At 28.4% G+C, this 25,464-nt stretch carries 21 protein-coding genes; 4 read left to right on the plus strand and 17 right to left on the minus strand.

The genetic code is table 11. From position 1 onward, the window contains the following. Window positions 1-92 precede the first annotated feature (92 nt). Window positions 93-2,714: a BspA family leucine-rich repeat surface protein gene (locus Q0K52_RS08435; RefSeq protein ID WP_367270988.1), complete on the minus strand. Its 2,622-nt coding sequence runs from the start codon at window positions 2,712-2,714 to the stop codon at window positions 93-95. A gap of 729 nt (window positions 2,715-3,443) precedes the next feature. Beyond that, window positions 3,444-5,633 carry a BspA family leucine-rich repeat surface protein gene (locus tag Q0K52_RS08440; protein ID WP_297298448.1) on the minus strand — a complete coding sequence of 730 codons (2,190 nt, stop codon included), beginning with the start codon at window positions 5,631-5,633 and terminating at the stop codon, window positions 3,444-3,446. Window positions 5,634-5,728: 95 nt separating this feature from the next. On the opposite strand from Q0K52_RS08440, the gene Q0K52_RS08445 reads away from it, so the two are divergent. Continuing rightward, a complete protein-coding gene (locus Q0K52_RS08445; protein WP_297298450.1) occupies window positions 5,729-6,301 on the plus strand; it encodes a GNAT family N-acetyltransferase in 573 nt (190 codons plus the stop codon). 25 nt (window positions 6,302-6,326) lie between these two features. After that, window positions 6,327-6,689 carry a methionine-R-sulfoxide reductase gene (locus Q0K52_RS08450; RefSeq protein WP_297298451.1) on the plus strand — a complete coding sequence of 121 codons (363 nt, stop codon included), beginning with the start codon at window positions 6,327-6,329 and terminating at the stop codon, window positions 6,687-6,689. 67 nt (window positions 6,690-6,756) lie between these two features. Here the strand turns inward: Q0K52_RS08450 and Q0K52_RS08455 are convergent, their stop codons facing one another. The 15 genes from Q0K52_RS08455 to Q0K52_RS08525 all read right to left on the minus strand — a co-directional run bounded on the left by Q0K52_RS08455 (window position 6,757) and on the right by Q0K52_RS08525 (window position 23,887). Beyond that, window positions 6,757-8,172, minus strand: a complete 1,416-nt coding sequence (locus Q0K52_RS08455) for a sodium:alanine symporter family protein (RefSeq protein ID WP_297298453.1) — start codon at window positions 8,170-8,172, stop codon at window positions 6,757-6,759. A 309-nt stretch (window positions 8,173-8,481) separates the two neighbouring features. Then, entirely contained in the window at window positions 8,482-9,657 is a 1,176-nt protein-coding gene (grdD, locus tag Q0K52_RS08460; RefSeq protein WP_297298456.1) for a glycine/sarcosine/betaine reductase complex component C subunit alpha, read from the minus strand. An 11-nt stretch (window positions 9,658-9,668) separates the two neighbouring features. Further along, on the minus strand, window positions 9,669-11,255 hold the full coding sequence (grdC, locus tag Q0K52_RS08465; protein WP_297298459.1) for a glycine/sarcosine/betaine reductase complex component C subunit beta: 1,587 nt from the start codon (window positions 11,253-11,255) through the stop codon (window positions 9,669-9,671). A 141-nt stretch (window positions 11,256-11,396) separates the two neighbouring features. Then, window positions 11,397-12,695 (minus strand): glycine reductase complex selenoprotein B, encoded by a 1,299-nt coding sequence (gene grdB, locus Q0K52_RS08470; RefSeq protein WP_297298461.1) that lies wholly within the window; start codon window positions 12,693-12,695, stop codon window positions 11,397-11,399. A gap of 154 nt (window positions 12,696-12,849) precedes the next feature. Continuing rightward, complete coding sequence (gene grdA / locus Q0K52_RS08475; protein ID WP_297298463.1) at window positions 12,850-13,320, minus strand: glycine/sarcosine/betaine reductase complex selenoprotein A; 471 nt, start codon at window positions 13,318-13,320, stop codon at window positions 12,850-12,852. Between the two features lie 60 nt (window positions 13,321-13,380). Then, window positions 13,381-14,667 (minus strand): glycine/sarcosine/betaine reductase component B subunit, encoded by a 1,287-nt coding sequence (locus Q0K52_RS08480; RefSeq protein WP_297298464.1) that lies wholly within the window; start codon window positions 14,665-14,667, stop codon window positions 13,381-13,383. An 86-nt stretch (window positions 14,668-14,753) separates the two neighbouring features. Then, window positions 14,754-14,876: a hypothetical protein gene (locus Q0K52_RS08485; protein ID WP_297298466.1), complete on the minus strand. Its 123-nt coding sequence runs from the start codon at window positions 14,874-14,876 to the stop codon at window positions 14,754-14,756. Window positions 14,877-14,999: 123 nt separating this feature from the next. Next, window positions 15,000-15,959 (minus strand): NAD(P)/FAD-dependent oxidoreductase, encoded by a 960-nt coding sequence (locus Q0K52_RS08490; RefSeq protein ID WP_297298469.1) that lies wholly within the window; start codon window positions 15,957-15,959, stop codon window positions 15,000-15,002. Window positions 15,960-15,987: 28 nt separating this feature from the next. Continuing rightward, on the minus strand, window positions 15,988-16,386 hold the full coding sequence (locus tag Q0K52_RS08495) for a GrdX family protein (RefSeq protein WP_297298471.1): 399 nt from the start codon (window positions 16,384-16,386) through the stop codon (window positions 15,988-15,990). A gap of 178 nt (window positions 16,387-16,564) precedes the next feature. After that, window positions 16,565-17,848: an APC family permease gene (locus Q0K52_RS08500; protein WP_297298473.1), complete on the minus strand. Its 1,284-nt coding sequence runs from the start codon at window positions 17,846-17,848 to the stop codon at window positions 16,565-16,567. Between the two features lie 51 nt (window positions 17,849-17,899). Beyond that, entirely contained in the window at window positions 17,900-18,628 is a 729-nt protein-coding gene (locus Q0K52_RS08505) for a gamma-glutamyl-gamma-aminobutyrate hydrolase family protein (RefSeq protein ID WP_297298475.1), read from the minus strand. A 529-nt stretch (window positions 18,629-19,157) separates the two neighbouring features. Continuing rightward, window positions 19,158-20,018, minus strand: a complete 861-nt coding sequence (locus tag Q0K52_RS08510) for a histidinol-phosphatase (protein WP_297298477.1) — start codon at window positions 20,016-20,018, stop codon at window positions 19,158-19,160. Window positions 20,019-20,087: 69 nt separating this feature from the next. Continuing rightward, entirely contained in the window at window positions 20,088-21,425 is a 1,338-nt protein-coding gene (locus tag Q0K52_RS08515) for an MATE family efflux transporter (protein ID WP_297298479.1), read from the minus strand. A 90-nt stretch (window positions 21,426-21,515) separates the two neighbouring features. After that, window positions 21,516-22,406 (minus strand): DUF58 domain-containing protein, encoded by an 891-nt coding sequence (locus Q0K52_RS08520; RefSeq protein ID WP_297298481.1) that lies wholly within the window; start codon window positions 22,404-22,406, stop codon window positions 21,516-21,518. A gap of 332 nt (window positions 22,407-22,738) precedes the next feature. Then, complete coding sequence (locus tag Q0K52_RS08525; protein ID WP_297298482.1) at window positions 22,739-23,887, minus strand: ankyrin repeat domain-containing protein; 1,149 nt, start codon at window positions 23,885-23,887, stop codon at window positions 22,739-22,741. 148 nt (window positions 23,888-24,035) lie between these two features. On the opposite strand from Q0K52_RS08525, the gene Q0K52_RS08530 reads away from it, so the two are divergent. Further along, window positions 24,036-24,866 carry an MBL fold metallo-hydrolase gene (locus tag Q0K52_RS08530; protein WP_297298484.1) on the plus strand — a complete coding sequence of 277 codons (831 nt, stop codon included), beginning with the start codon at window positions 24,036-24,038 and terminating at the stop codon, window positions 24,864-24,866. Window positions 24,867-24,919: 53 nt separating this feature from the next. Further along, window positions 24,920-25,366 (plus strand): MarR family transcriptional regulator, encoded by a 447-nt coding sequence (locus Q0K52_RS08535; protein WP_297298486.1) that lies wholly within the window; start codon window positions 24,920-24,922, stop codon window positions 25,364-25,366. Window positions 25,367-25,464: the final 98 nt, after the last annotated feature.

A 25,464-nucleotide genomic window follows, 5' to 3' on the forward strand; every position in this document is an offset into this window, starting at 1 on the left:
TAAATTATGATACACCTATGTTATACTTTAAAAAACTAAGGAATACTTAATGCAATATGTCTGGCTCCTGTGCATATTATAATTTTATATAATCAAAATAAATCTGTCAATCTAAAATCCCAAATCATTAATGCTAATAAAGTATAAATAAATCTTTCTGACACTTGAGAATTATTTTCATTATAGAATTTAATATTTATTTTTACTTTATCTTTATAATCAATATTATCTTCAGCATCTATACTTATATCAAAAGCATCTCCATTATTTATTTTTAAATTATATTCTTTAACTGTGCCATAGTCCATATAACTAGGAATCATTGAATACCTATCACCGAAAGCCTTAAAAGTACCATAAGCTATTTCAATATTTTGTAATTTGTTTATTTCATTTTCCAAATTATTTTTATCTAATTTTATTATACTTAATTGATTTATCGGCTGAAGTAATTCGTAATCTTCTAATTGTTTTTTCCATTTGTTTATAGTTTCTTCATTCATTTCTATAGGGATTGCTAAACTTATAAAACTGTCATCATTAATTTTAATTTCTTCATCATCACAATTTGAATAGCTTCCGTCATTATTATATCTGAATGTATTTAAAAACAAATTATCTTTATCATACAAATTCCAAATAAGTGAAGAAGAAAATTTATTCATTAAAGGATTATCAATAAATATTTCTTTGAAAAGTTTATAATTATATTTCTTTTCATACATTAATGATTTATACAATTTTAAAGAAAGTTTCTTTATAATATCAGGAATTTCTTTCTTTATATATTTAATTTCTTCTTTTATATTATCCTCAAAATTTTTAGGCACTGATTTTAATATTTTATTATTTTTTATATCAAATACATTCACAGAATAATCACTATTCAAAATCAATTTATAATCATCATTAATAATTTTTTCGCCTTTTAAATCAAATCCGAAATTTGAAGTAAATTTCAATTCCAAATCTTCAAGCGATAAATGTTTTTCTTTTGATATTTCTTTTAATAAATGTAATACTGAACTGCGTATTTCATGTTTTTTAGCTTTTGAATAAATATCATACAATAGTTTTATAGCATAATCAGTAATTTCTGTAATTTCTATTGAATATAAAATCATTAAAAAGAATTTAGAATCTTTTTCTTTCTTATATATTTCTCTTAAAGCCTCATCACCTCCATACAAACTATAAATAATTGCTGTGGTTTCCTTGTATGTTTCTTTATAAATATTTTTAGCAAAAGTCAAAAAACTTTCTTTATCAAGTAAATTAATAATAGAATCTATTTCAATCAAATGATAAATATCTCTTTTTAATTCTAAATATTTTAAGTATATATATTTTATTACTTTTGTATCAACTTCTCTCGATTTATCTTTTATTAATACATTACAATTTTCTATATAAGAAACTTTTGCCTCATCTTTTTTCTTTAATTTTTTATTAATACTTTCCTCATACTTTTCAATATTATCAAATAATTCATAATTAAGAAATTCTTTTAAATCATTATAATAAAGATTTTCTAATCTTGTTTTAACCGCTTTAATTTTTTTATTATTACTTTTTGATGCTATTTCATAAATTTCTTTTATATTTTTTTCTAAAACAGTTAAAACATTAATATTAGAAAAAGTATATAAATATAAAATCCATTTCAAACTTAAACTACTAACTGCACTATCATCAAAAATATTATCGATTATAACTTTGTCATTAAGCTCCCAAGTATTAAGAGAATCATATTCTTTAAAACCGCTGTTATAAAACATAGCAGACATAGCATTAACATTGATTACATTCCATTTATCTAAAGGCTTATTAAAACTTTTAGCTTTCCAAAACATAGAATTCATACTTTTTACATTTGAAGTATCCCATTTATCTAAATCCTGATTGAAACTTTTACATCCTTCAAACATGTTACTCATATTTTCAACTCTTGACATATCCCAATCATTTAAAGGCTGATTGAAATTATGACAATCTTTAAACATAGCTGTTAAATGTCTTACCTTTGATATGTTCCATTTATTCAAAGGCTGATTAAAATTTTCACATCCATGAAACATTTCAATTACTATTGCCAAACTAGATGTATTCCAATTATTTATATTCTGATTAAAATTAGTACAGCCCTTAAATATTCCATTCATATATTCAATATTAGAAGTATCCCACTTATCTAAAGGCTGATTAAATTCCTTACATCCCTCAAACATATAAATTGCATTTTTAACTTTTGACATATTGAAATGATTTACACTCTGATTAAAATTGGTACAGTTTCTAAACATATATTCTATATTTTCTAAATTAGAAGTTTTCCATTTATTCAATGGCTGATTAAAATTTTTACAACCATTAAACATGCCTCTCATATTGATAACATTTGATACATTCCATTCAGAAATATTTTGATTAAAATTTATGCAGTTATAAAATAAATCTCCCATATTATTAACATTAGAAACATTCCATTTACTTATATCTTCATTAAAACTATAACAATTATAAAACATTCCTCTCATACTGGTAACGTTATTAACATTCCAATTTTCTATACCTGAAAAATCTTTTCTTCTTTCAAAAGAGAACAGTCCGCTCATATCAGTGATTAAACTTGTATCAATATCACCCAAGTAAATATTTTCATCTTGCACTAACTTTTGCAATTCTTCTCTTGTTTGCGGTTTGTATTTCATTATTATGTTTCCTTGTTGTATTTATTATATTTATATTAACTTTCGGTAATTTTATTAATATAGCTATAGTATAATATATTTAAATAATTAGTAATTGGGGCTTTGCCAATCTCTCTGCGTGCTTACGCAGCACCCCAAGTTCTTTTACGACCGAAGGAAGTACTGTCAAGTATTGGTATAAAAGAACTGCATTTAACGAAGTCCACCTTTGGTGTAGTATTAATTTAGGTTATATATTATATTTAATAGGTATATTTTTAATATAAAGTTCTAGCAATTGCGTTTTTCGCTCTGCGTGCCGTAGGCAGCAACTTTGGCGAAGCCCGCAGAGCGTGTGCGACAAAAAAGTTGATAATAATTATATAATGTGTAGTAGTCGGCAAAATGAAATAGTTTCAGTATATACTAAAAATTTTTAAGTTTGTCAAAATTAGTTTTTATATTATTATTTTCGGGGACTAGTCCCCGAACCCCTACTTCTTTTGCCGATTAGGCACCTACTCGGTGGTGCCCCAAAGAAGCTATATCCTCGACAGGCTCGGATACGCTTCGCGAAAGACTGCATTTTTGACTCAAATCTTGATTTCACATTACATTTCAAACGAAACTTAACAATATTTTATGCCATTAATAAAGAAAAATTACATTTACAAAAAAGTAAAAATTGACAAAATCTAATTGCTCCAGTATATACAATTTATAAAGTATATTACAATCCACTATAAATAACTTTTAACTTTTATACCAAGAAGGAGGATTATTTTCAATAGGCGAATTTGAAAAAGCATATTTCATATTAACATTTTCTCCTAAATTCCAAGATTCTAAATCCTGATTGAAATTAATACAGTTATCAAATAAAAATGATATATATTTAATATTAGACATATTCCATTTGTCTAAAGGCTGATTGAAATTTGAAGCCCATTGAAACATTGAGGTTATAGATTCAGCATTACTCATATTCCAATCATTTAAAGGCTGATTAAAACTTTTTGCATACCTAAACATAGCATCTGCATATTTTAATTTGCTTATATTCCATTTAGAAATATCCTGATTAAAAGAATATGCACTTTCAAACATAAAGCTCATAATTTCTACATTACTAACATTCCAATTACTTAAATCCATATTAAAATTTTCGCAATTTGAAAACATAAAACTCATATACTTTACATTAGAAACATTCCAATTATTAAGAGGCTGATTGAATCTGGTACAGCCTTCAAACATATAAGCCATATCTTCTACTTTAGATACATTCCAATTTTCTATATTATGATTAAAATATACAGCTCCTTTAAACATATTATGCATATCTTCTACATTGGAAGTATCCCAAGTTTCTAACCCATCAAATTTTTTAAGTTTTGAGTTCTGAAATAATCCTGACATATCAGTTATTAAGCTAGTATCTATTTTATCAAATTTTACTTTTTCTTTTATTAGTTTTAATAATTCCATTTTATTTTTAGGTTTATATTTTTCATCATCTTTTAATTCTATTTTTTTAGCTTTTTTATACTCTGATATAATACTCTCTTTATTTTCAATTAGTTCTTTTAATTCATCATAATAAGTATTTTCAAGTTTTTTAATGAAATCTTTAAGTTTATTATATTTCAAAACTTCTTTATAAACTTCTTTTATATCACAGTTTTCAAGCATAGCTAAAAGTTTTTTTCTATTATTTCCTTTAGATAAAAAATAAATATTTAATATAGACTTCACATTCTTAAAAGAAGAAGCACCAGAAAAAATATCATCAATAAAGCAAGCCTCATTAATAATCCAATTTTCTATAGAATGATTAAAACTTTCAGCACCGCTAAACATATATGACATATAAATTGCACTAAAAACATTCCAGCTTCCAATATCCTGATTAAAATTCCTAGCATTAAAAAACATATAGTTCATATATAAAACATTAGAAGTATCCCATTTATCAAGAGGCTGATTAAAATTATAAGCATTCTCAAACATACCAATCATTTTTTCTGTTTTACTTACATTCCAATTATTTATATTTTGATTAAAGTTTTTAGCGTTATAAAACATAAATTTCATATTTACTACATTTGAGGTATCCCATTTGTCTAATGGCTGATTAAAAAGTTCACAACCACAAAACATATATGACATATTAATGACTTTAGATACATTCCAATCATTCAAAGGCTGATTAAAGTTATAAGCATTCTCAAACATAGTAGTCATATCTTCTGCTTTACTTACATTCCAATTATTTATATTTTGATTAAAGTTTTTAGCGTTATAAAACATACCTCGCATATTTACTACATTTGAGGTATCCCATTTGTCTAACGGCTGATTAAAACTTTCAGCTGCAGAAAATATAAACTCCATATCTTTTACATTAGAAATGTCCCAGTCATTTAAAGGATGATTAAATTTTGTGGCACTTAAAAACATACCTGACATATTAGTAACTTTAGAAACGTCCCAATTATTTAATGGCTGATTAAAAAGCTCACAGCCGCAAAACATACATTCCATATTAATGACTTTAGATACATTCCAATCATTCAAAGGCAAGTTGATTTTTTTACAATTATCAAACATTCTAGACATATCCTCAACATTTGAAACATCCCATTTATCTAAAGGCTGATTAAATTTTTTAGCACTTGAAAACATACCTGACATATTAGTAACTTTTGAAACATTCCAATTATTTATATTACTATTGAAATTAACAGCACCACAAAACATATAAGACATATTTTCTACATTTGAAACGTCCCAACATTCTATGCCTTCAAAATCTTTCCTTGAACTCTCATAAAAAAGATTACTCATATCCGTAATTAAACTTGTATCTATATTACCTAAATATATATTTTCATCTTGTACTAATTTAATTAATTCTTCTTTTGTTTGAGGTTTGTATTTCATAATACTATTTCCTGACAATAATTTAAATAATTTTATATTCTTTTATATATTTTGCAATTTTTGATATTTTTAATATTCTAATATATAATATAGAAATGTTAATAAGACAAGCAACTACAAAAGATACATTATCTATATTATCAATATACTCTCAATATATTGATACCCCTATAACCTTTGAATACGATCTTCCAACAGAAAAAGAATTCAAAGAAAGAATAGAAAATATTCTTAAAACATATCCATATTTAGTATGTGAAGATAATAATAAAATAATAGGATACTGTTATGCACATAAATTTATGGAAAGAGAAGCCTACAAATGGAATGCTGAATTATCTATATACTTAGATAAAGAAAATAGATCTAAAGGAGTTGGAAAAAAATTATATTCAGCATTGATTGATATACTAAAATATCAAGGAATAAAAAATCTTTATTCAAAAGTTACATTTCCTAATATACAAAGCGAAAACCTGCATAATCATTTTAGATTTAAAAATATTGGTATATTTCATAATGTAGGATATAAATGCGGAAAATGGCATGATATAATTATATTTGAAAAAAATATTTCTTCATATTGTGATTATCCAACAGATATTATTCCAATAAAAGAAATTTCAAATGAAACAATTCTTAATATTATAGAAAATGCTAAACAGTAAATATAGTAAATAAGGAGATAGCAGTATGGAAAAAAGAAAATTAACAGAAGAAGAAAAAAATGTCATTATTTTCAAAGGCACAGAATATCCTTTCACAGGAGAATACAATAATTTTTTTGAAGAAGGAGTATACTGCTGCAAACAATGCGGTGCTGAATTATACCGTTCTGAAGATAAATTTAAATCAAATTGCGGCTGGCCTAGTTTTGATGATGAAATACAAGGAGCTGTAAGAAGATCATTAGATGAGGACGGATATAGAATAGAGATAACCTGCAGTAATTGCGGCGGACATTTAGGTCATGTATTTCAAGGAGAACATCTTACTGAAAAAAATACAAGACATTGCGTAAACTCTATATCATTAATATTTAAACCTAAAAAATAATTTAATATGTAAAAAATAGGACTTATATAAATATATATAAGTCCTCTAAAATATTAAATTTTATTAATTATTTATCTTTTTTGAATTTTTGATACTCATTATATAAAACAGAGACAGTGCCGCTTAAAGCTAGTACACCTATAATGTTAGGAATAACCATCATAGCATTGAAACAGTCAGCTAAAGACCATACTAAATCAACTTTTAAAGTAGAACCTATGAATATAAATATTATAGCAAGTAAAGAATATACTCTTACTGCTTTTTCACCAAATAAATATCTTATATTTTGTTCGCCGAAGAAATACCAAGCAATGATTGTAGAGAATGCAAAGAAAAATAAAGATATTGCTACAAACATAACACCTACAGTTCCAAATTTAGTTTTGAAAGATTCCTGTGCCAAACCTATACCTTTAAGTGTTTCTGGAATAGTAGCCTGAGTCACATTACTATTATATACTTGATCCAAAACTCCAGAAGTAAGCATTACTAAAGCAGTTAAAGTTACTATCATAAATACTGCAAATACCCCCATTATAGCAACTGCACCTTGCTCACATGGGTGTTCAACATCAGCTAAAGCATGAGCATGAGGAGTAGAACCCATACCAGCCTCATTAGAGAATAAACCTCTTGCAATACCTAAACGTACAGCATTCATTACAGCTATACCTATAGTACCTCCTACTACAGCCTCAGGATTAAAAGCACCTACAAATATCATTTGGAAAGCATGAGGGATTTTACTTGCATTAAGAATTAGGAAAATAACAGCACCTAATATATATAATACCCCCATTATAGGAACTATTTTTTCTGTAGTTTTAGCTATTCTTCCTATTCCGCCTAAAAATATAAATCCTGAAAGTACAGCAACTACTACGCCTACAATAATTTTGTTAACACCAAAAGCATTATTAAAAGCAACGCCTATAGAGTTTGACTGAACCATATTACCCATAAATCCTAAAGCAAGTATTATCAATATAGAAAATAATCCTGCTAAAAATTTACCGAAACTATTTTTGAATGCCTGCTTTAAATAATATGAAGGACCGCCTATCCATTTACCTTCTTTAGTTTTTTCTCTAAAACGGATAGCCAAACTAGCTTCAGCAAATATAGTAGCCATACCTAAGAATGAAGATACCCACAACCAAAATACAGCTCCAGGACCTCCTGCTAATAAAGCTGTAGCTGTACCTGTTAAATTTCCAGTACCAACCTGACCTGCTATAGAAGTAGCCAATGATTGAAAAGAACTGATTTTTCCCTCTTCTGTACTGTCTGATTTTTTTTCCGACTTTTTGAAACTGCGTTTAATACTATAAATAAATTCTCTTACCTGAACAAATTTCAATCTGAAAGTAAGAAATAGACCTGTACCTACTAGTAATATAATTAGTAAAGGATCCCATAAAAAACCAGCAACCTTATTAACTATTACTAATAATTGATCATTAAATTGTTCAAATGTCATAATTTTCTCCTCTTTTTTTAATTTGACAATAATAAAATTTTCATTATATTTTCTTACATATAATGAAATGAATTGGTAAAACTTACACTAATTAAATTTAATCAGTAATTACTAATTAATATCTATGTAGGATAAGTAATAAAATAAACTAAACGCATAATAAACTCCTATGATTTTTAATATATTAATGAAAATAAAAAATGGAAACACTAGATATTATTATCTAATATCTAATGTTTCCATAATTTGCAAAATTAGTAAAAAAAGTTACTATAATTGTAATTAGTCTTTATGATGGATAATCTTAAACTAAGATATAAATCCACCTTTTCTCAAAATATTTTCTGCATTTTCTTTATTCTTATCACTTACTAATATGATAGGCCCAGTACAACCCATACCAGACTCAGCATATATACCATTTTCCATTACTAATTCTACAGCTGCATCTAAATCCATTACTTCTACACCTGGTATTTGTGCAGTTACAACTTCTTTAGCAACAGTAGGTTTAGCTTTTTCAGCACCTGAAGAAGCATTAGCTTTAGGTTTTAAACTTTCTAATATAGCATCAAAACCATACTTTTTAACTTCTTCTTCTTCTTTGTTCATTACATCTATCAAATTACCTTGAATACACTGATAAGCATATTCTATAGCACCAGCAATAACATTAGAACCAGAAGCTCTTGAAATAATGAATATAGGAGTTTTGAAACCAAATCCTATACCAGGACCATAACCATATCCTATAGCTTCATAGCTTCCGCCGCTATTGAAAGATGAGAACATTTTTATAAGAATGTTTCCTGTAAGAGAATCACAAACTACAACATCAACAGCACCAGTAATAAGGTCATTACCTCTTAATACAGCACCGCCGTCAGCACGATTTGAAGCACCAAATTTAATATTGTAGCCATTAGAAGCAAGTTCTTTTAAAGCTCTTTCTACAGTACGAGCAGAGTCAATATTTAATATACCAACAGTAGGCTCTTTAATACCACAAGCTTTAGCTGTTATGATACCATAAATAGCATTTTTGAACATAGCTTGATCTCTAACAGTAGCTGAAGTACCTGTAGTAGTAGCAATATATGTTTCTTTACCATTAGCTTGAGATATAACTCTACCAACAGTAGATACACCTATAGGGAAAGGATAATGCATAGTAACGCAAGCATCTAACTCGCCTTTAGCAAGCATTTCTTCCATTAGTTTATGAGCTTTTTCATCGCAATCAGTTTCTATTGTTTGTAAACCAGTAGAATTTTTCTCACCAATCAAAACAACTTCAACATTTTTGTTTCTGCTCATAGCTATGACACCGCCAAGAGATACAGACTCTGCACCATGTTCAGAACCTCTATTTGTAATACCAATACGTACTTTTTTACCAAATTGACCAGTTTCTAAAGCATTAGCAAGTGAAAGGAAAGTCTCTCCTATCATAGACTTTATAGCTGAATTAGAAGCATCACTCATCTAATACCTCCTTACTCACCTAACATAGTTTTAGCGAAATCTCTCATAGCATTAGCAATAAGTTTATTAACTTCTTCTTTTGAAACACCATCGCCAGTGCCTTTATCACCATTATTTTTCTCTATAATAACAGATATACCATCAAATAAATTAGTCATTCTTCCTAAGAATAATGAACCTTTACCTATTAACATTATACGGTTAATTTTACCAGACATAATATCTTCAATAGCATAACCTAAATAAGGTACTCCTGATGGAATATGTCCTTGAGTTGGAGCCCAACCAGACATACCATGTTTTTCAACAAATTCAGCTAATTGACTTCTGTCAAGGTCGCCTTTTTTAACACCTATAGCAGCTATCATTTTGTAGTTAGCTTCAGGTACATCACCAGCACCAGCAGGTTTAGTTACATCTGGGTTTTGCATTTCAACAGTATATTTATCTATATCTGTAACTTTTAAGTTAGCTTTTTCTAATGGATTTACTATTAAAGAAGTCATAACAGCTTGAGGAGCAGAACCTGTAGCAACTGTATGTCTTCCAAGTATATCAGTTCTAATAACTGGGTGTACGCCATCATTTTCACTGATTAATACAGCAAAAGCACCTAATATATCTTCGATGATAGGAAGATTTTTAGTTACATGGCTTTTACCATTCATACCTAATTTAGCAGTAGCACCACCAGCAACTATTACAACATTTTTGTAAGAACCAGCTTTAACTAATGAAGCAGCTGTTACTAAAGCATGTGAAGGAGCAGCACAGAATCCTCTGATATCAAAACCAGTAGTGTTAGGTATACCAGCAATCTCAGCTATACTTTTAGCAAAGTTACCGCCACCTCTTTGGTTCATATCACCGCAAGCTTCTTCAGAACATTCAATAACTAAATCAATGCTTTTAGGATCAACATTTTTCTTTCTAATAAGTTCTTTTAATGCCATTATACCAGAAGCTTTAACTGCTAAGTTTTCGAAGATAACATGTGCACTTAAGTTAATATCTACATCATGAGCTCTTTTTACACAACCAACTAATTTTTCATTGAAATACAAACCTTCTGCATGTTCTTCTTTCATTAGTTTTTCTATTTCTTCTATCTTAGTTTCACATTTTACTTGTGCTAAATCTTTTTTAATTTCATCTTCTGATTTATATTTAGATTCTACAGCAACATAAGCATCTCTCATTTTCTTTTCAAATTCTGCTTCTAAATATACTAATTCAAAAGTATCAGCTATTTTCATCATGAAAATGAATTCATCTTCAGCAAAGATTTCACCAAATTTACCATTTCTGTCGCCTTTACAAGGAACACCTATCCAGCTTCCGCCAGCTTTTTTAACTTCATCAGAAACTTGAGAAGCTAATTTTTTCAATTCTTCTGGGTGAAGATTACCAATATAAGTTTGGTTAGGAGCATAATTTACAACATCTTCAAAAGGTCTAAGATGTTCTTTAATTTTTTTTAAGTAATCAGAATTAGGATTAACTTCTCTTTCAACTGTTTGCGTAGTACCATTATTAATAACCATGTCAGGAGCATGTACTATGGCATAAGCAGCAGCTTTTAATACAGCATAACTCATCTTTTTAATCTCCAATTATTTATTTTTATTTGATAAATCAAAAATAAGGGGACATACAAGTATAATTAAATATTTGTACTCCCCTTTTTTTTATTTATATATTATAGTATATATAAATATTTTTAGTTTTCAACATTTAAATTATTCTTCAAAAACTGTTTGAGAATCTACAGGAGTTGATAAAGCTTTTAAAGCTCTTTCAACTAATTTACGTCTTAATTTTTTCTCATCCTCTTTAGATAAGTTTGGATTACCTAGTGGGTGAGGTATAGCAACAGCAGGAACTATTCTGTTAGCACCAACTGTTAAAGAAATAGGAACAATAGTACAAATATGAACTACAGGTATTCCAGTAGCTTCTATTGCTTTTACCATCGTTGCACCGCAACGAGTACAAGTTCCTCAAGTAGATGTTAAGATAACAGCCTGAACTCCATCTTTAACTAAAGTCTGAGCAAATTCAGTGGCAAACGCTTTAGAATTTTTAACTGAAGTACCATTACCAACTGTAGTATAGTAATAAGGATAAAGCTCTCCTATTTTGCCTTCTTTTTGTATTTCCTTTAATACATCAACAGGTAATACTCTGTTAGGATCTTGGTTAGCATAAGTAGGGTCATAACCGCCGTGTGCAGTTTCTCCCATATCATCTATAGAATATCTTCCATATTTAGAAGCAGAAGAAGATTCTATATGGTCTGGATTTCCTGATGGTACTATACCGCCGCTTGTTACTAATGCTATTTTAGCTTTAGTTATATCTTTAATAGCTTCACCAGGAGTAACTCTGTCGAAGTCTGGCATTGGATATTCTGTAGTGAATGCTTCACCTTTAAGTTTTTGTATAAGCATATCAACAGCTCTTTCAGCACCAACTTTATCTCTGAATAATACTTTACGTATACCTCTTGGGATATAGCCTTCTGTTTCTGGAGCACCAATTTCTTCTTTCTTAAGAAGTTTAGCAGCTAATTTAGCTACAACTGGTAATGCACTTCTCATACCAGCAGCAGAATCTTTAGTAGAAACGATGTAAACATCTTTCTTGAACATATCTGCACCTGGATTTTCAACATACATACCAGTAACAGCTGGGATTTTTAATTCATCTTGTACCATTTTAGCAACAGTACCGCAAGCTGTACCATAACGACCAGCATTAAAAGCAGGACCAGCAATTACTAAATCTGGGCTGTAGCTTTTAATCATGTCTAAAACTTCTTTTTTAGCTTTTTCTAGGTTTTCGTTGAAATAAGAGTCACCGCAAATAACTGTAGCAACTATTTCAGCATCAACACCTACTTTCTTTAATTCGCCTTGTAATCCAGCACCTGGACCTACAACTCCATCTCTTTTTTCTGGAGCTATATCAGCTTTCTCTTCTCCACCAATGTTAGCGAAGAACTGATTAATGTAATGTACAATTTTATATTGTGGCATTTAAGCCTCCTATTTTTTAATGTAAGGCAACCAAATATTTGAAATATCAGGCTGCCGATTTTTTAAAAAACCAAACTGGTTTTAATTACAATGGATTTTTTTATTTTTAGAGAATTTGTTTTTATAAAAAATTAATTAAGTATTAGTTGTATTATTAGTTTTTGTTTTCTTCACGCATTCTTTTCATTTCTGCGATGATTTCTTCTACATTTAATGTCATTTCTGCCATACCAATTTGTTCATCGTAAACAGCTGAATCTACTGCTTCTTTGAATTCTGGTTCTACAGCATGATATGCATCTAAATGTAAAGCAACATTAGCTAAAGCACCAGCATAAGTAGGGTCACCTAACATTACTGTTTCAGCAGCTAAACCGCTAGCTTCTGCTTCTGCTGCACCAAATAATACTATTAAATTCTCCTTACCAAATTTTTCTGCAAATTCTTTAATTCTCTTTTGATTCTCTAAATCCATCGCTCCTGCGGCTGTTCAAACGAAACACTCCGTAGCAGCAAACAAAACTTCTGCGTCACTTACTGTTTCAACGCAAGCTTTGATAGCTTCTCCAGGAATGCCGTCTCTATCGCCAATGATAATTACTTTTTTACCATTTAAAATACTCATGGCTTTCCTCCTAAAAAATTTTGCTTATATATTTTAAAAAATCAGCATCACAAAACTAAATTATAGTCCTGTAGCACTAAATTTATTAAAACCTAATTCGTTAGTAGCACCTGTAATAACTTGTAATTCTGCTTCAATAGAACCATCTGGTTTTAATGAACCATCGAAACCACCAGCTATTTTATCTGTATAATCTAACATACCTATTACTTTATCCATTTTTGGTAAGTTGATAACTATATTAGCATTACCAGCTGTTACTACTGCATTTGCTGATACATCTGAATCTGCTAAAGATTGAGAAGAACCATCTCTACCAGCATATTCATCTGTTATAATACAAGTTTTAATTCCGAATGCTTCTGCTTTTCTGCAGTTCATTATTAAGTCAGCATCTGGGTTACCAAATCCTTCTTCAGAGATGATTACTGCATCTAATCCGAAATATTTAGCTAATTTTGATGACCAATCTGAAGAACGTACTTTATCAGCTAAGAATACGTTTTCGTTAGTTATTATAACACCCATAAAGTTGATGTCTTTACCATGTTTTTCATATAAAGCTTTGATTACTGGGTTGTTTAAGTGGTGATAAGTAGTGTTTTTATCACAAGCTGATACACAGTTACCGCTTACAATAGCACCATCCATTACTTCTGTTGGATAAATGAAAGTTGGAACTATTTTCTTAGCATCAACACCATAAACATAAGTATCATGTAATAAACCTTGAGTTTGAAGCATATATACATAACCTACTTTTGGTAAGTTTGGATACATAGCAGCTTGTTCAAATATAGGTTTAGTTTCATAAGTAAATGTTTGATCTGGTTTTACTTCTTTAGCTAATTTACCTAAATAAGAAGCAACTCTTAAACCTGCACCTCTTACTGCAGCTTCATAATCATGTTTTTCTATAGGCTCAACTGGCTCTATAACTAAACATAAGTTATTAAGTTTAGAAAATGGTGTATAATCTGCACCAGGACCAGACATATCGATGATACCTTCTTGGAAACCTACTATTTTACCGCAAGTAACAACAGCAGCACCTTTTAATACATTAGTTTTACCTTCACCTACTGTATCTACTTTAGATATCATGCCAGGGAATACTCCGCCTTTGCCTTCAACTTTTACTCTAGGTTCGATTACGTCTTTTACTGGTGTAATACGTACTGATTCACCAGGACGAGCTACATCGATTTTTACACTTTTTAATTTGTCATCTTCAAGTACAATCTTTGTAACTTCTTCTTCGTTTACATAGAGTACACCGTTCTCGACTTTTGAAATTTTGTCAAGCTTTATATCTTTAATATAAATCTCGCCTACCTCTAACTTCATATAGTCTCCTTTATTTTTTATTTTTTTTATTTAATAAATTAAGTTATGTTTCAAACCAATAAAAAAGAGCAGAATGCATATTATAATTAATATGCTTTCCACTCTTCATTTGTTACAAAAAAATCCAATAAATGAATTCCAATACCTGAGAAATTTATCATTTGCAAAGCACATAATTCTAACATAGAATTAATACTGAAGTTATTCATTGCACCGCAAGATAAGTTAGTTACTCAGCCATTAAATTTCATTATATCTTCCTTCCTTAAATCTTTATAATTTACACTATAAATATAACATTTTTTTTATTATTACTAATAACTTTTTTATATTTACTCTGAATATTTCTCTTCTATATATTTATTTGCAGAAATAGCAGCTATAGCACCATCAGCTGTAGCAGTAATAACTTGTTTCAACATTTTTGGCCTTAAGTCTCCGCAAGCAAATACACCTTCTACATTTGTTTTCATTTCTTCGTCAGTAATGATGTAACCATCTTTCATTTCAACTTTACCTTCAAATAATTTTGTCAAAGGTACATAACCAACAAAGATAAATACACCAAATGTACCATCATTTTCATCTGCTTTATATTCGTAAGTTTCACCAGTTTCATTATTTAAGAATATAGCAGATTCAACAATACCATCACCTTTAAGCTCTAAAAGTTCTGTTCTGAATTTGATTTCTACTTTTGGATTAGCTTTTGCTTTTTCTTCTATAGAGTTAGCACAACGTACATAATCTTTTCTAACTATTAATGTTACTTTTCTAGCAAATTTAGATAAGTACATAGCTTCTTCTACTGCTGTATCACCGCCGCCGATACAGAATACCTCTAAACCCTCAAAGAAGTTAGCATCACAAGTAGCACAATAAGAAACACCTTTACCTGTGTATTCTAATTCACCTTTACAACCTAATTTTCTAGGCTGAGCACCTGTAGCTATTATAACAACTTTAGATTGATAAACTGTACCATCAGAAGTTTTTACTTCTTTAACTTTACCATCTAATTTTACATCAACTACTTCTTTATGCTCTATTTCAGCACCGAATTTTTTAGCTTGTGCTATCATTTTATTGATAAGATTTTTAGGGTGTCTACCCTCTTCTTCTTCCTCAAAGAAACCAGGATAGTTAGCTATTTCGTCAGTTATACTAATTTGTCCGCCGAAACTGCCTTTTTCAAAAAGAATTGTTTTTAATCTAGCTCTAGCAGAATATATACCAGCTGCTAAACCAGATGGACCACCACCTATTATAATACAGTCATATAAATTACTCATTTATAATCTCCTTACAAAATTCCTATTATTATAAAATACTCTCTATAGCTCCGACAACAAGTTTATAATCTATCAACTTGAAATCCTCATCTATAGTTTCAGTAAGTTTTCTTCTTGGCTTATCTAAAAAATTCTTAGTCAATGCAATAGAATTTTCTATTAAATCTAATGATTCCAAATCAAGAACACCATCATTATTAGAAAGAACTATACTTTTATATGGGGTGTCATAAGGCTTAATACTGCTTACTATTGGGTGAGTTAAGAGTTTATAGTTCAAATGTATATAATCTCTAGCCTTATAAAGTATACCCATAAAATCCAAATCCGGTAAATAAATGACATTTAAATTATCACTTTTCACTTCTTTAAATATTTTAGGGTTATTAGTTATTAATATATTATTTTTAGTATTACTTACTTCCATATTACATATATATGATATATCATTTTAAAGATTTGTCAAGTTATTATTAACACAATACCCTATTTTATTTAAAAAATATTTAAATAAAATAGGGTATTACTATTGATAATATTACGATATACAACTATTTTTTAGTATAAAAACATATTATTATGTTCTAAAACCGTTGCATTTTATATTAATTTTTATTAGTCTTTTTCATTATAAAGTAAATAACTGCACCTATTACTAATCCGCCTAAACCAAATATAATTTTCTTCAAATCTGATTGTGATAATAACCATAAGCTAACTACTGTAGCTATTATAGGGATCACTGGACCAAGAGGAAGTACAAAACCTCTTTCCATATTTGGAGCTTTTTTCCTCATTACAGGCACTGCCAAACAAGTTGGTATATATTGAGCAAAACGTGATACTACACTTATAGCTGCTAATGTAGTAAAACTTCCTGTTAATGTTACTAAAGCTGTCAATACAACTGATATTATTACTGCCACATAAGGTACATCTTTTGAATTTCTTTTAGAAATGAAACTTGGTAGCTGGTGTTCATCTGACATAGCAACTCCAGCTCTTGGAGTTAAGAATGAAGAAGCTATATTTATACCGCCTATAGATATTAATGTTCCTGCAGTTACCATAGCTCCTGCCCATTTACCTAAAAACTTCTCTGCTGCTGTAGCTACTGGTGTACTTGTTGTTGCTAAAGAAGCACCTAATATACCTATACTGTTTACTTGTATAAGTATATATATTATAGCAACCAATATTAAAACTATACATATAGCTAATGGAACATTCTTTTTAGCATTGTCCATATCACCTGCTGCAACACCTATAGATTCAAAACCTGTAAAAGCATAGAATATAAGCAATGCTGCACTTCCAAATGTACCTTTTAATACCACTTCACCAGTTTCAGATACAGGATTAACAAAATTTTCACCTTTTATAAAGAAGATACCTACTGTAACAAACAATATTAAAGGTATTAATTTACCTGTAGTAACAATATTATTCATTATTTTAGATATTTTTACACCCATAATGTTCATTATACCGAGCAATACAAGTATACTTATAGCTATTATTTTTTGTACAACTGGATTTTGTGCTGGCTCCCAAACCGCACCTAATGCTGTAGGAAATCCCATAGCCATAGCAGCCCAAGCAATTATACTAATAGCCCATTTCATTATACCTACTTCAAACCCTACAAAATCGCCAAATGCATCTTTAGCATAAAGGTAAGGACCTCCATTATTCTTATACATTCCGCCCATTTCTGCAAAACACAATGCTATACTTATAACTAAGAAAGCATCAAAAACTATTACTGCAATACTTGTTACACCTACTTCAGCATATGCCTGATTAGGTAATAAAAAGATACCTGTTCCAACTATTGCATTTATACCAAGTAATACTATACTAAATAATCCTAATTTGTTTGATGACATAGAAACTCCTTATTTTTCTATTTACTCAATAATAGATGATAATAATAAAAATTACTTTTTCGCTTTTGAAACTAATTTCTTGAAAATATTCAAAGCAAAATCATAATAAGCATGCATCATTTCTGGGTGAAACTGCACACCAAGAACAAAATTACCATCTTCCATATATTCTATACTTTCAACCACACCGTCTTTAGAGTATGCTGTAGCAATTAACCCATTACCTAATTCTTTAACAGCTAAATGGTGAAAAGAATTAACTCTCACACTTTCTCCAACTATTTCTCTTATAACACTGCCATCTTTAGTGTCAATAGTATGAGTAGCTTCATAAGGTTTAGCACTTTGTGAATGTTTTATATAACAGTCCTTTATAAATGATAAATCCTGATATAAACTTCCTCCAAATGCCACATTGATAATTTGACAGCCTCTGCATATACCAAGTATTGGCTTTTTCATCTCTAAAGCGTATTTAACCATTTTTATTTCATGATTATCTCGCCTAGGAAATATTCTGCCTAATTTTGAAGTAATTTCTTCACCCCAATAAATAGGATCAACATCATATCCCCCAGACAACACTACCCCATCGACATGGGATATCTGCTCCTTTATATCCTCATCATTGTCTATCATAGGTACAATATAAGGAACACCACCAGCCCTTGATACAGAAAGAACATAATCGTCATTGACATAAGCTCTTTCGTATCCTGAAAACACACCGTCATTCTCATTACTTAGAATACTTCCGCTTATTCCTATTATAGGTTTCATATTAACTCCAAAGTTGATTTTTTTATACATACTTATAATATAAGAAATTATTATATCATATTCAAGTTATATAGAACATAAATTCATTTTTTATCATATTTATTTTATTTTTATGTATAAAATATGTATAATATTGGTAAATATTTACAATAGATATTAACATAATATATTTTTATTCCAAACATTACTATAACAAGAATCACATAACTATATAAAATAATATTACAAATAATCATGATTTTTATATATTTTTTACAATATAAATTCAAATGATAAGCAAATTAAAAATTCATTTATAAATATAGAAAATAAAATAATTCTCTATATTCGCTTGTAAATGTGATAAAATATAGAATTATACTGATTGATTATAATTGATTGATATATTTACTTATGAACAATATATTAGTATATAAAAATACTTAATATACAATACTCGTATAGAAAGCAATAAAAAAATTTAATTGTATGTATTAAATATATTAATTTTTGTAAAGAAAACAAAATAATTTATAATGATTTTTATATATTAATTTACTTTTTTAAGAACATCATTAATATCAATATCTTTAAAAGAATTATCTATTAACATTTTTATAGACTTTACACCTAGATTTTTTAATTGTTCAACTGCCTCAGAATAAAAATAATCTAAACCGTTAATAGAATGTGCATCTGTATTAATAGTTAATGATATATCTCTTTTTAATATTTCTTTAATAGTGTTTATATTAGGATAACAAGCATTCATATTATCTTTACTCATTTTTCTAGTATTAACTTCAATAATGCAATCACTATCCTTTATAACATCTAAAACTTCATTAACTTTATCTAAATACCAATCTTCTTCTTCTGTGAAATAATCTTTATTAAAATTATATTTTCTTGGCAAATCCAAATGACCTACAATATCAGGCTTCTGATTCTTAACCATTGATATTACATTATCAAAATATAATTCAATGAGTGTTTTTATTCCATTAAAATGATTTAAAGCTTCATCAAATTTTAACTTTGACATATCTATAGAAAAATATTTTTTATTATTTACATCACTATCATCACATATACAATGGACTGAACCTATTCTATAATCTAAATGCATATCTTTATCTGTTTCTTTATTAAGATTAGAATAAAAATCTCCTTCTATACCTGCATATATTTGTATTTTATCTTTATAAATTTCTTTATATTTTTTTATATCTTCCAAATACTTTATAGTATTTTCTTGAGACATACAGCCTTCGTCAAAATAAAGATATGAATGTCCTGAAAAACCTAAACTGATAAATTCTTTTTCTATAGCATATAATATATTTTCCTCTATAGAATTTTGACCGTCGCAATATATAGAATGAGTATGCAAATTAGATATATATTTCATTTTGTATCCTTATAATAAAGTTTGCAAATTATAAACATTGATTTAATTTTGTAAATAGTAATATAAAAATTATTTCTTTAATTTAAAAGCATATTTATGGAAATAAATGCAAGTAGGAAGTATGCCAAGAGCCCAGCCAACAGGATTAGCAAACCAAACACCTATATAACCAAAAGGTATAGATAGAAGCAAAGAACCTCCAATCTTAATAACTATTTCTGTAATTCCAGATATTAAAGGTATAAATGCATTTCCAATGGCCCTTATAGAATTATTATATAAAAGTATAATTGCTAAAAATGGGAAAAATGCTGATGATATTCTTAAATAACCTTTGCATATTTCAGCTATTACATCTACATATTGATCATTTTTTGATATAAACAATTTAACTAAATGATCACCGAATAAAAATATAATAACTGCTGCAAGTATGCTTAAAGTCAAAGATAATATTATAATACTTTTAAAACCCTCTTTTATTCTGTCAATTTTTTGTGCTCCATAATTTTGAGCAACATAAACTGCAAAAGCCTCTGATACAACAAAATAAGCCATTGATGCAAATTGAATTATTCTATTTCCTGTTGTATATGATGCTACAACATTAGTACCAAAAGTATTAACTACACTGCTTATAATCATTTCACCTATTGATAAAAATACAGATTGTATGCTCATAGAAGCACCAATTTTTACTATCATAAGTAAATTGGAAGAATCGAATATCATATCTTCTTTATTTAATTTTAATATTGGAAACTTTTTTATAATATAAAATACACTTAAAAAAGCAGAAATCATTTGAGATACTACTGTAGCTATTGCAACACCCGCAACATTCATTTTTAATAAAGCAACAAACAGCAAATCTAATATAATATTCAAAATTGTAGTAAGTATCAAAAAGTATAATGGAGTTTTACTATCCCCTAAAGCCCTTAATATGCTAGCAGCCCCATTATAAATAAGCTGACCAAAGGATAAACCAACACATATTTTTAAATATATTACAGAATTATCTATAATATCAGAAGGAGTTTTTAATAATACCATTAAAGGTCTTGAAAAAAACAAACCAAATATTAAAAGTATTACAGAACTAAACAAGGTTACATATATAGAGTTTAAAAATGTTCTTTTAAGCATAGTTTCATTTTTAGCACCAAAGAACTGCCCCATTACTATAGAAAAAGCATTGGTAAAGCCTATAGCAAATGATAAGAAAAAAAACATTGTAGAAGTAGTTGCTCCTATAGCTGCTAAAGCTCTGGAGCCGACAAATTTACCTATTATAATAGTATCGGTAACACCATAAAATTGCTGAAATATCCCTCCTATAAGCATAGGAAGAGAAAAATATATTATTGTCTTGAATGGACTTCCGACAGTCATATCTTTTGTCATAATAAAACTCTAAAATATAAAGTCTAAAATTTAGATAGCATATTATATATCATAAATAAAAATATTGAAAAGTGATATTGTTAATAAAATTTATTTTCTTCTTCTTTTCATAAAGAATTTCATAACTTCGCTAACATAATCGCTAGATGTATCAAGGACAATCTTTTCTATAGAATTTCTTTTAAGAAAATCCAATCTATCTTGCATAATTTTATTTTGTTCATTGAAATATTCTTCGCGTATACGTTTATTTGACATATCAAAATATACATAATCTTCATTTTCTAAATCTGATAACACCAATGTACCGCCGAAATTAGGTAAATGATATTCCAAATCATCATTAACTAAACATACAATAAAATCATGACGTTTTCTAGTAATATCTATTTCTTTTTTAGGAAGATCAGCACAAGAATCTGTAACTAAAAAAGTAATACTGTCTCTTTTTTGTATTCTATTAAAATATTCTAAAGCATTGGCAATATTAGTATTTGTACTTTTAGGCTCGAATTCTATAAGCTCTCTTATTATTCTAAGTACATGATTTCTGCCTTTATTCAAAGGTATAAATTTTTCAACTATATCAGTAAATATTAAAAGACCAACTTTATCATTATTTTTTAAAGCTGAAAAACTAAGCAAGGCACTAAGCTCAACAATCAAATTATGTTTTGTTTTTGTAAATCCAAAATCAGTAGAAGCTGAAAAGTCGGCAAGTATTATAACACTAAGTTCCCTTTCCTCTCTAAAACGCTTTATAAAAGGTTCATTATATCTGGCACTAACCTTCCAGTCCATAGCCCTTACATCATCGCCTACAGTATATTTTCTTACCTCATCAAATTCTATACCATGACCTTTAAAAGCAGAATGATACTGTCCTGAAAAATAAGAATTTACTATTTTTGATGTTTTTATCTCTATTTGTCTAACAGACTTCAATAATTCCTGAGTTGTTACATTACTATCTTTAAACATTTACTACCTATTACTTTTTAAATATAATTAATATTACATTATTAAACAATAAAAAACAATAGCAGTTAAATATAAGTTTATATATAAATTATGTTATTAATTTTTGAAGCGATAAACGAGCAGCTGATAACTTTAGTTGTCAGCTACATTTAAGCGAGTTTATCACTAGCAATAATAAGAAATTATTATTTTTTATTATCACTAATATTAGTAACAAAAATTATGTATTAATTTATTAACTTTTTAAAGTGATAAACGAGCAGCTGATAACTGACGAAGGAAGTTGTCAGCTACATTTTGGCGAGTTTATCACTAGCAATAATAAGAAATTATTATTTAGCACCATTTGATTTTAAGAAATCCGCCATTTCCTGCTGTTCTTTTTCTAAAGCAATTATTAAAGCAGTTTTTCCATTAGGAGATTTATAATTAATATCAGCCCCAGCATCTAATAATACCTGAGCCATTTCTATATTTCCTTTTAAAGCAGCACCCATCAATGCAGTGTACCCTTCTTTTGTTGCAGCTTCTATATCAGCTTCAGCATTAATCAAAGTTTCAACTATAACTATATGATCCTCTATAGAAGATACTATTAATGGAGTATAACCTACATTATTAGGCATATTCACATCAGCATTATATTTTATTAACTCTTTTACAACATCGCTATATCCGTCTATACATGCTGCCAATATAGGAGTAGTACCATCATCAGACTTTATATTTACATCAGCACCGCTTTTTAATAATTCTTTTAAAACATCTAATTTTCCAAGTCTTGCCGCATATATCAATGCACTTCCGCCATTTGATCCTTTTTCATTTATATCCGCACCAGCTTTAATAAGAGTTTTAACAATATTTAAATCTCCTATAATAGCTCCCATCATTATAGCAGTGTCTCCAAAATTGTTTTTTTCATTAGGATCGGCACCTAATTTTACAAGTTCTTTTACAACATTTGCATATCCGCTGTCAGAAGCCACCATAAGAGGAGTACTTCCATTAACATCTTTAACATTTATATTAGCTTTGGCATTAACAAGTGTATTAAGTATTGATAAATCACCATTAACAGCAGCCCACATAACAACTGTCCAGCCATCTTGATTTCTAGCATTCAAATCAGCACCGCTATTTATAAGTTCTTTCACAGTGCTGCTTTTACCTTCCAATACTGCTGCCATTATTGGTGTATTTCCAAAACTATTGCCCATATTTATATCAGCACCATTTGCTATAAGCTCTTTTACTATTTTATCATAACCAAGCAAAGATGCCCATATTAAAGGAGTATTCCCTTCAGCATCTTTAACATTAACATCTGCCCCATTTTTTATTAATTTTTTCAAACCTTCAATGTTATTGTTGGCAATGGCTTTTATTATTGGTATATTAACAGGAGGTTCCTGAGCCTCTTGAGAATACAAAATATTTACAGATAACAGCAAAATTACAAAAAACAACTTTCTTAACATAACACATTCCAAATAAAGAGATTGATTTATTATAACATATTATGTAATCATTAGTATATCATTTTTTTATTTTTTTATATAAAATCATATTGACAATAATACGTATACGTACTATTATTGTAATATCGATACTTCAAGGAGGTTTAAATTGATTAATTTATTACAAAAAACTTTTTTCATTTATTTAATTTTCATTTTTTCGGTATTTGCTGCTGAAAAAACTCCAATGGATTACCTAAATGATAACACTCCTTTAAAACCTACAAAAGTATTTGATAATGTATACTGTATAGGAACTGTGAGTGTTGTTGCTTGGGTAATCAATACTTCTGACGGTCTAATACTAATAGATTCTATGTGGGATAACAGAGATGCCAAACTTATAGAAGAAGGCATAAAAAATTTTGGATTAGACCATAAAAATTTAAAATATATAATATTAAGTCATGGTCATGGAGATCATTACGGCGGAGCTAATTATTTAAGAGAAAAATATGGTGCTAAAGTTGTACTTACAAAAACAGATACCGATTTAATGAATAATTTAAATACTGGGCCTAATTCTTCCCGCTCTCCAAAAACAAAAGTTGACATTTACTCAAAAGATAAAGATGTAATAAAACTTGGAGATATGAGTATAACTATATTAGAAACACCAGGTCATACTCCGGGATGTACTTCTTTTATATTTCCAGTAAAATATAAAAATAAAGAATATACTGCAGTACTTTGGGGAGGAACTGGACTTCCTAGAGAAAAAGATTTAATTGCTAAATACAAAACTTCTGCTGGATATTTCAAAAAAGAAGCTACAGCAAGAAATGCATCAGTATCATTAACTGCACATTTATTCGCTGATAATGGATATGCCAATTTAGAAAAAGTTGCTAATTTGAAGGAAGGAGAACAAAATCCATTCATTATGTCAAAAGATTCTATGGAAAAATATCTTAATTCATTAATAGAAAGAGCTAAATAAAATAATATATCCCTTAACAAAAAAATAAATATATGCTATCATGATATAAAATTATGATAGCATTTTATTTTAGGAGAATTTATATTAATACCAATATAGGATACGAAGTTTGCTATACAGCCAGAAAAATATACCAATATATCGGCAAACAAATAAATGAATTTAATATTACACCGGAACAATTAGTAGTAATCAAAGAACTATACAAAGAAGAAGGAATATCTCAAAAAGAGCTTTCTATAAGACTTGATAAAGATCAAAATACAGTTAAAGCAATAATAGACAAGTTAGAAAAAAAATCTCTTGTAAAAAGAAATGAAAACAAATCAGACAAAAGAGCATTTTCATTATTTTTAACTGATAAAGCTAAAAATGATCTTATGGAAATAGAAGTTTATGAAAATAAAGTTGTAGAACAAATAACAAAAGGCATTGATAAAGAAAATGCTGATAAATTTATGTCTATATTAGAACAAATCAGAAAAAATATAATAGAATAAATTCAGTTTGATATTTTAATTTTTTATAAATATATAAGTGCTTTATGTAATAAGAATACAAATAGTATATAACTAAAGCCCTAATATAAAAATTTTTA

This window comes from uncultured Brachyspira sp., assembly GCF_944390845.1.
In the GTDB taxonomy this organism is placed as follows: domain Bacteria; phylum Spirochaetota; class Brachyspiria; order Brachyspirales; family Brachyspiraceae; genus Brachyspira; species Brachyspira pulli.

Bases quoted from the DNA above. Each gene is read 5' to 3' on its own strand.
- Q0K52_RS08505 (WP_297298475.1), bottom strand. From the start codon at position 18,628: ATGAAACCTATAATAGGAATAAGCGGAAGTATTCTAAGTAATGAGAAT.
- grdD (WP_297298456.1), bottom strand. From the start codon at position 9,657: ATGAGTGATGCTTCTAATTCAGCTATAAAGTCTATGATAGGAGAGACT.
- Q0K52_RS08515 (WP_297298479.1), bottom strand. From the start codon at position 21,425: ATGACAAAAGATATGACTGTCGGAAGTCCATTCAAGACAATAATATAT.
- Q0K52_RS08495 (WP_297298471.1), bottom strand. From the start codon at position 16,386: ATGGAAGTAAGTAATACTAAAAATAATATATTAATAACTAATAACCCT.
- Q0K52_RS08500 (WP_297298473.1), bottom strand. From the start codon at position 17,848: ATGTCATCAAACAAATTAGGATTATTTAGTATAGTATTACTTGGTATA.
- Q0K52_RS08455 (WP_297298453.1), bottom strand. From the start codon at position 8,172: ATGACATTTGAACAATTTAATGATCAATTATTAGTAATAGTTAATAAG.
- Q0K52_RS08485 (WP_297298466.1), bottom strand. From the start codon at position 14,876: ATGAATAACTTCAGTATTAATTCTATGTTAGAATTATGTGCTTTGCAA.
- Q0K52_RS08510 (WP_297298477.1), bottom strand. From the start codon at position 20,018: ATGAAATATATATCTAATTTGCATACTCATTCTATATATTGCGACGGT.
- Q0K52_RS08525 (WP_297298482.1), bottom strand. From the start codon at position 23,887: ATGTTAAGAAAGTTGTTTTTTGTAATTTTGCTGTTATCTGTAAATATT.
- Q0K52_RS08440 (WP_297298448.1), bottom strand. From the start codon at position 5,633: ATGAAATACAAACCTCAAACAAAAGAAGAATTAATTAAATTAGTACAA.
- Q0K52_RS08445 (WP_297298450.1), top strand. From the start codon at position 5,729: ATGTTAATAAGACAAGCAACTACAAAAGATACATTATCTATATTATCA.
- Q0K52_RS08535 (WP_297298486.1), top strand. From the start codon at position 24,920: ATGATAGCATTTTATTTTAGGAGAATTTATATTAATACCAATATAGGA.
- Q0K52_RS08490 (WP_297298469.1), bottom strand. From the start codon at position 15,959: ATGAGTAATTTATATGACTGTATTATAATAGGTGGTGGTCCATCTGGT.
- grdC (WP_297298459.1), bottom strand. From the start codon at position 11,255: ATGAGTTATGCTGTATTAAAAGCTGCTGCTTATGCCATAGTACATGCT.
- Q0K52_RS08450 (WP_297298451.1), top strand. From the start codon at position 6,327: ATGGAAAAAAGAAAATTAACAGAAGAAGAAAAAAATGTCATTATTTTC.
- Q0K52_RS08520 (WP_297298481.1), bottom strand. From the start codon at position 22,406: ATGTTTAAAGATAGTAATGTAACAACTCAGGAATTATTGAAGTCTGTT.
- Q0K52_RS08480 (WP_297298464.1), bottom strand. From the start codon at position 14,667: ATGAAGTTAGAGGTAGGCGAGATTTATATTAAAGATATAAAGCTTGAC.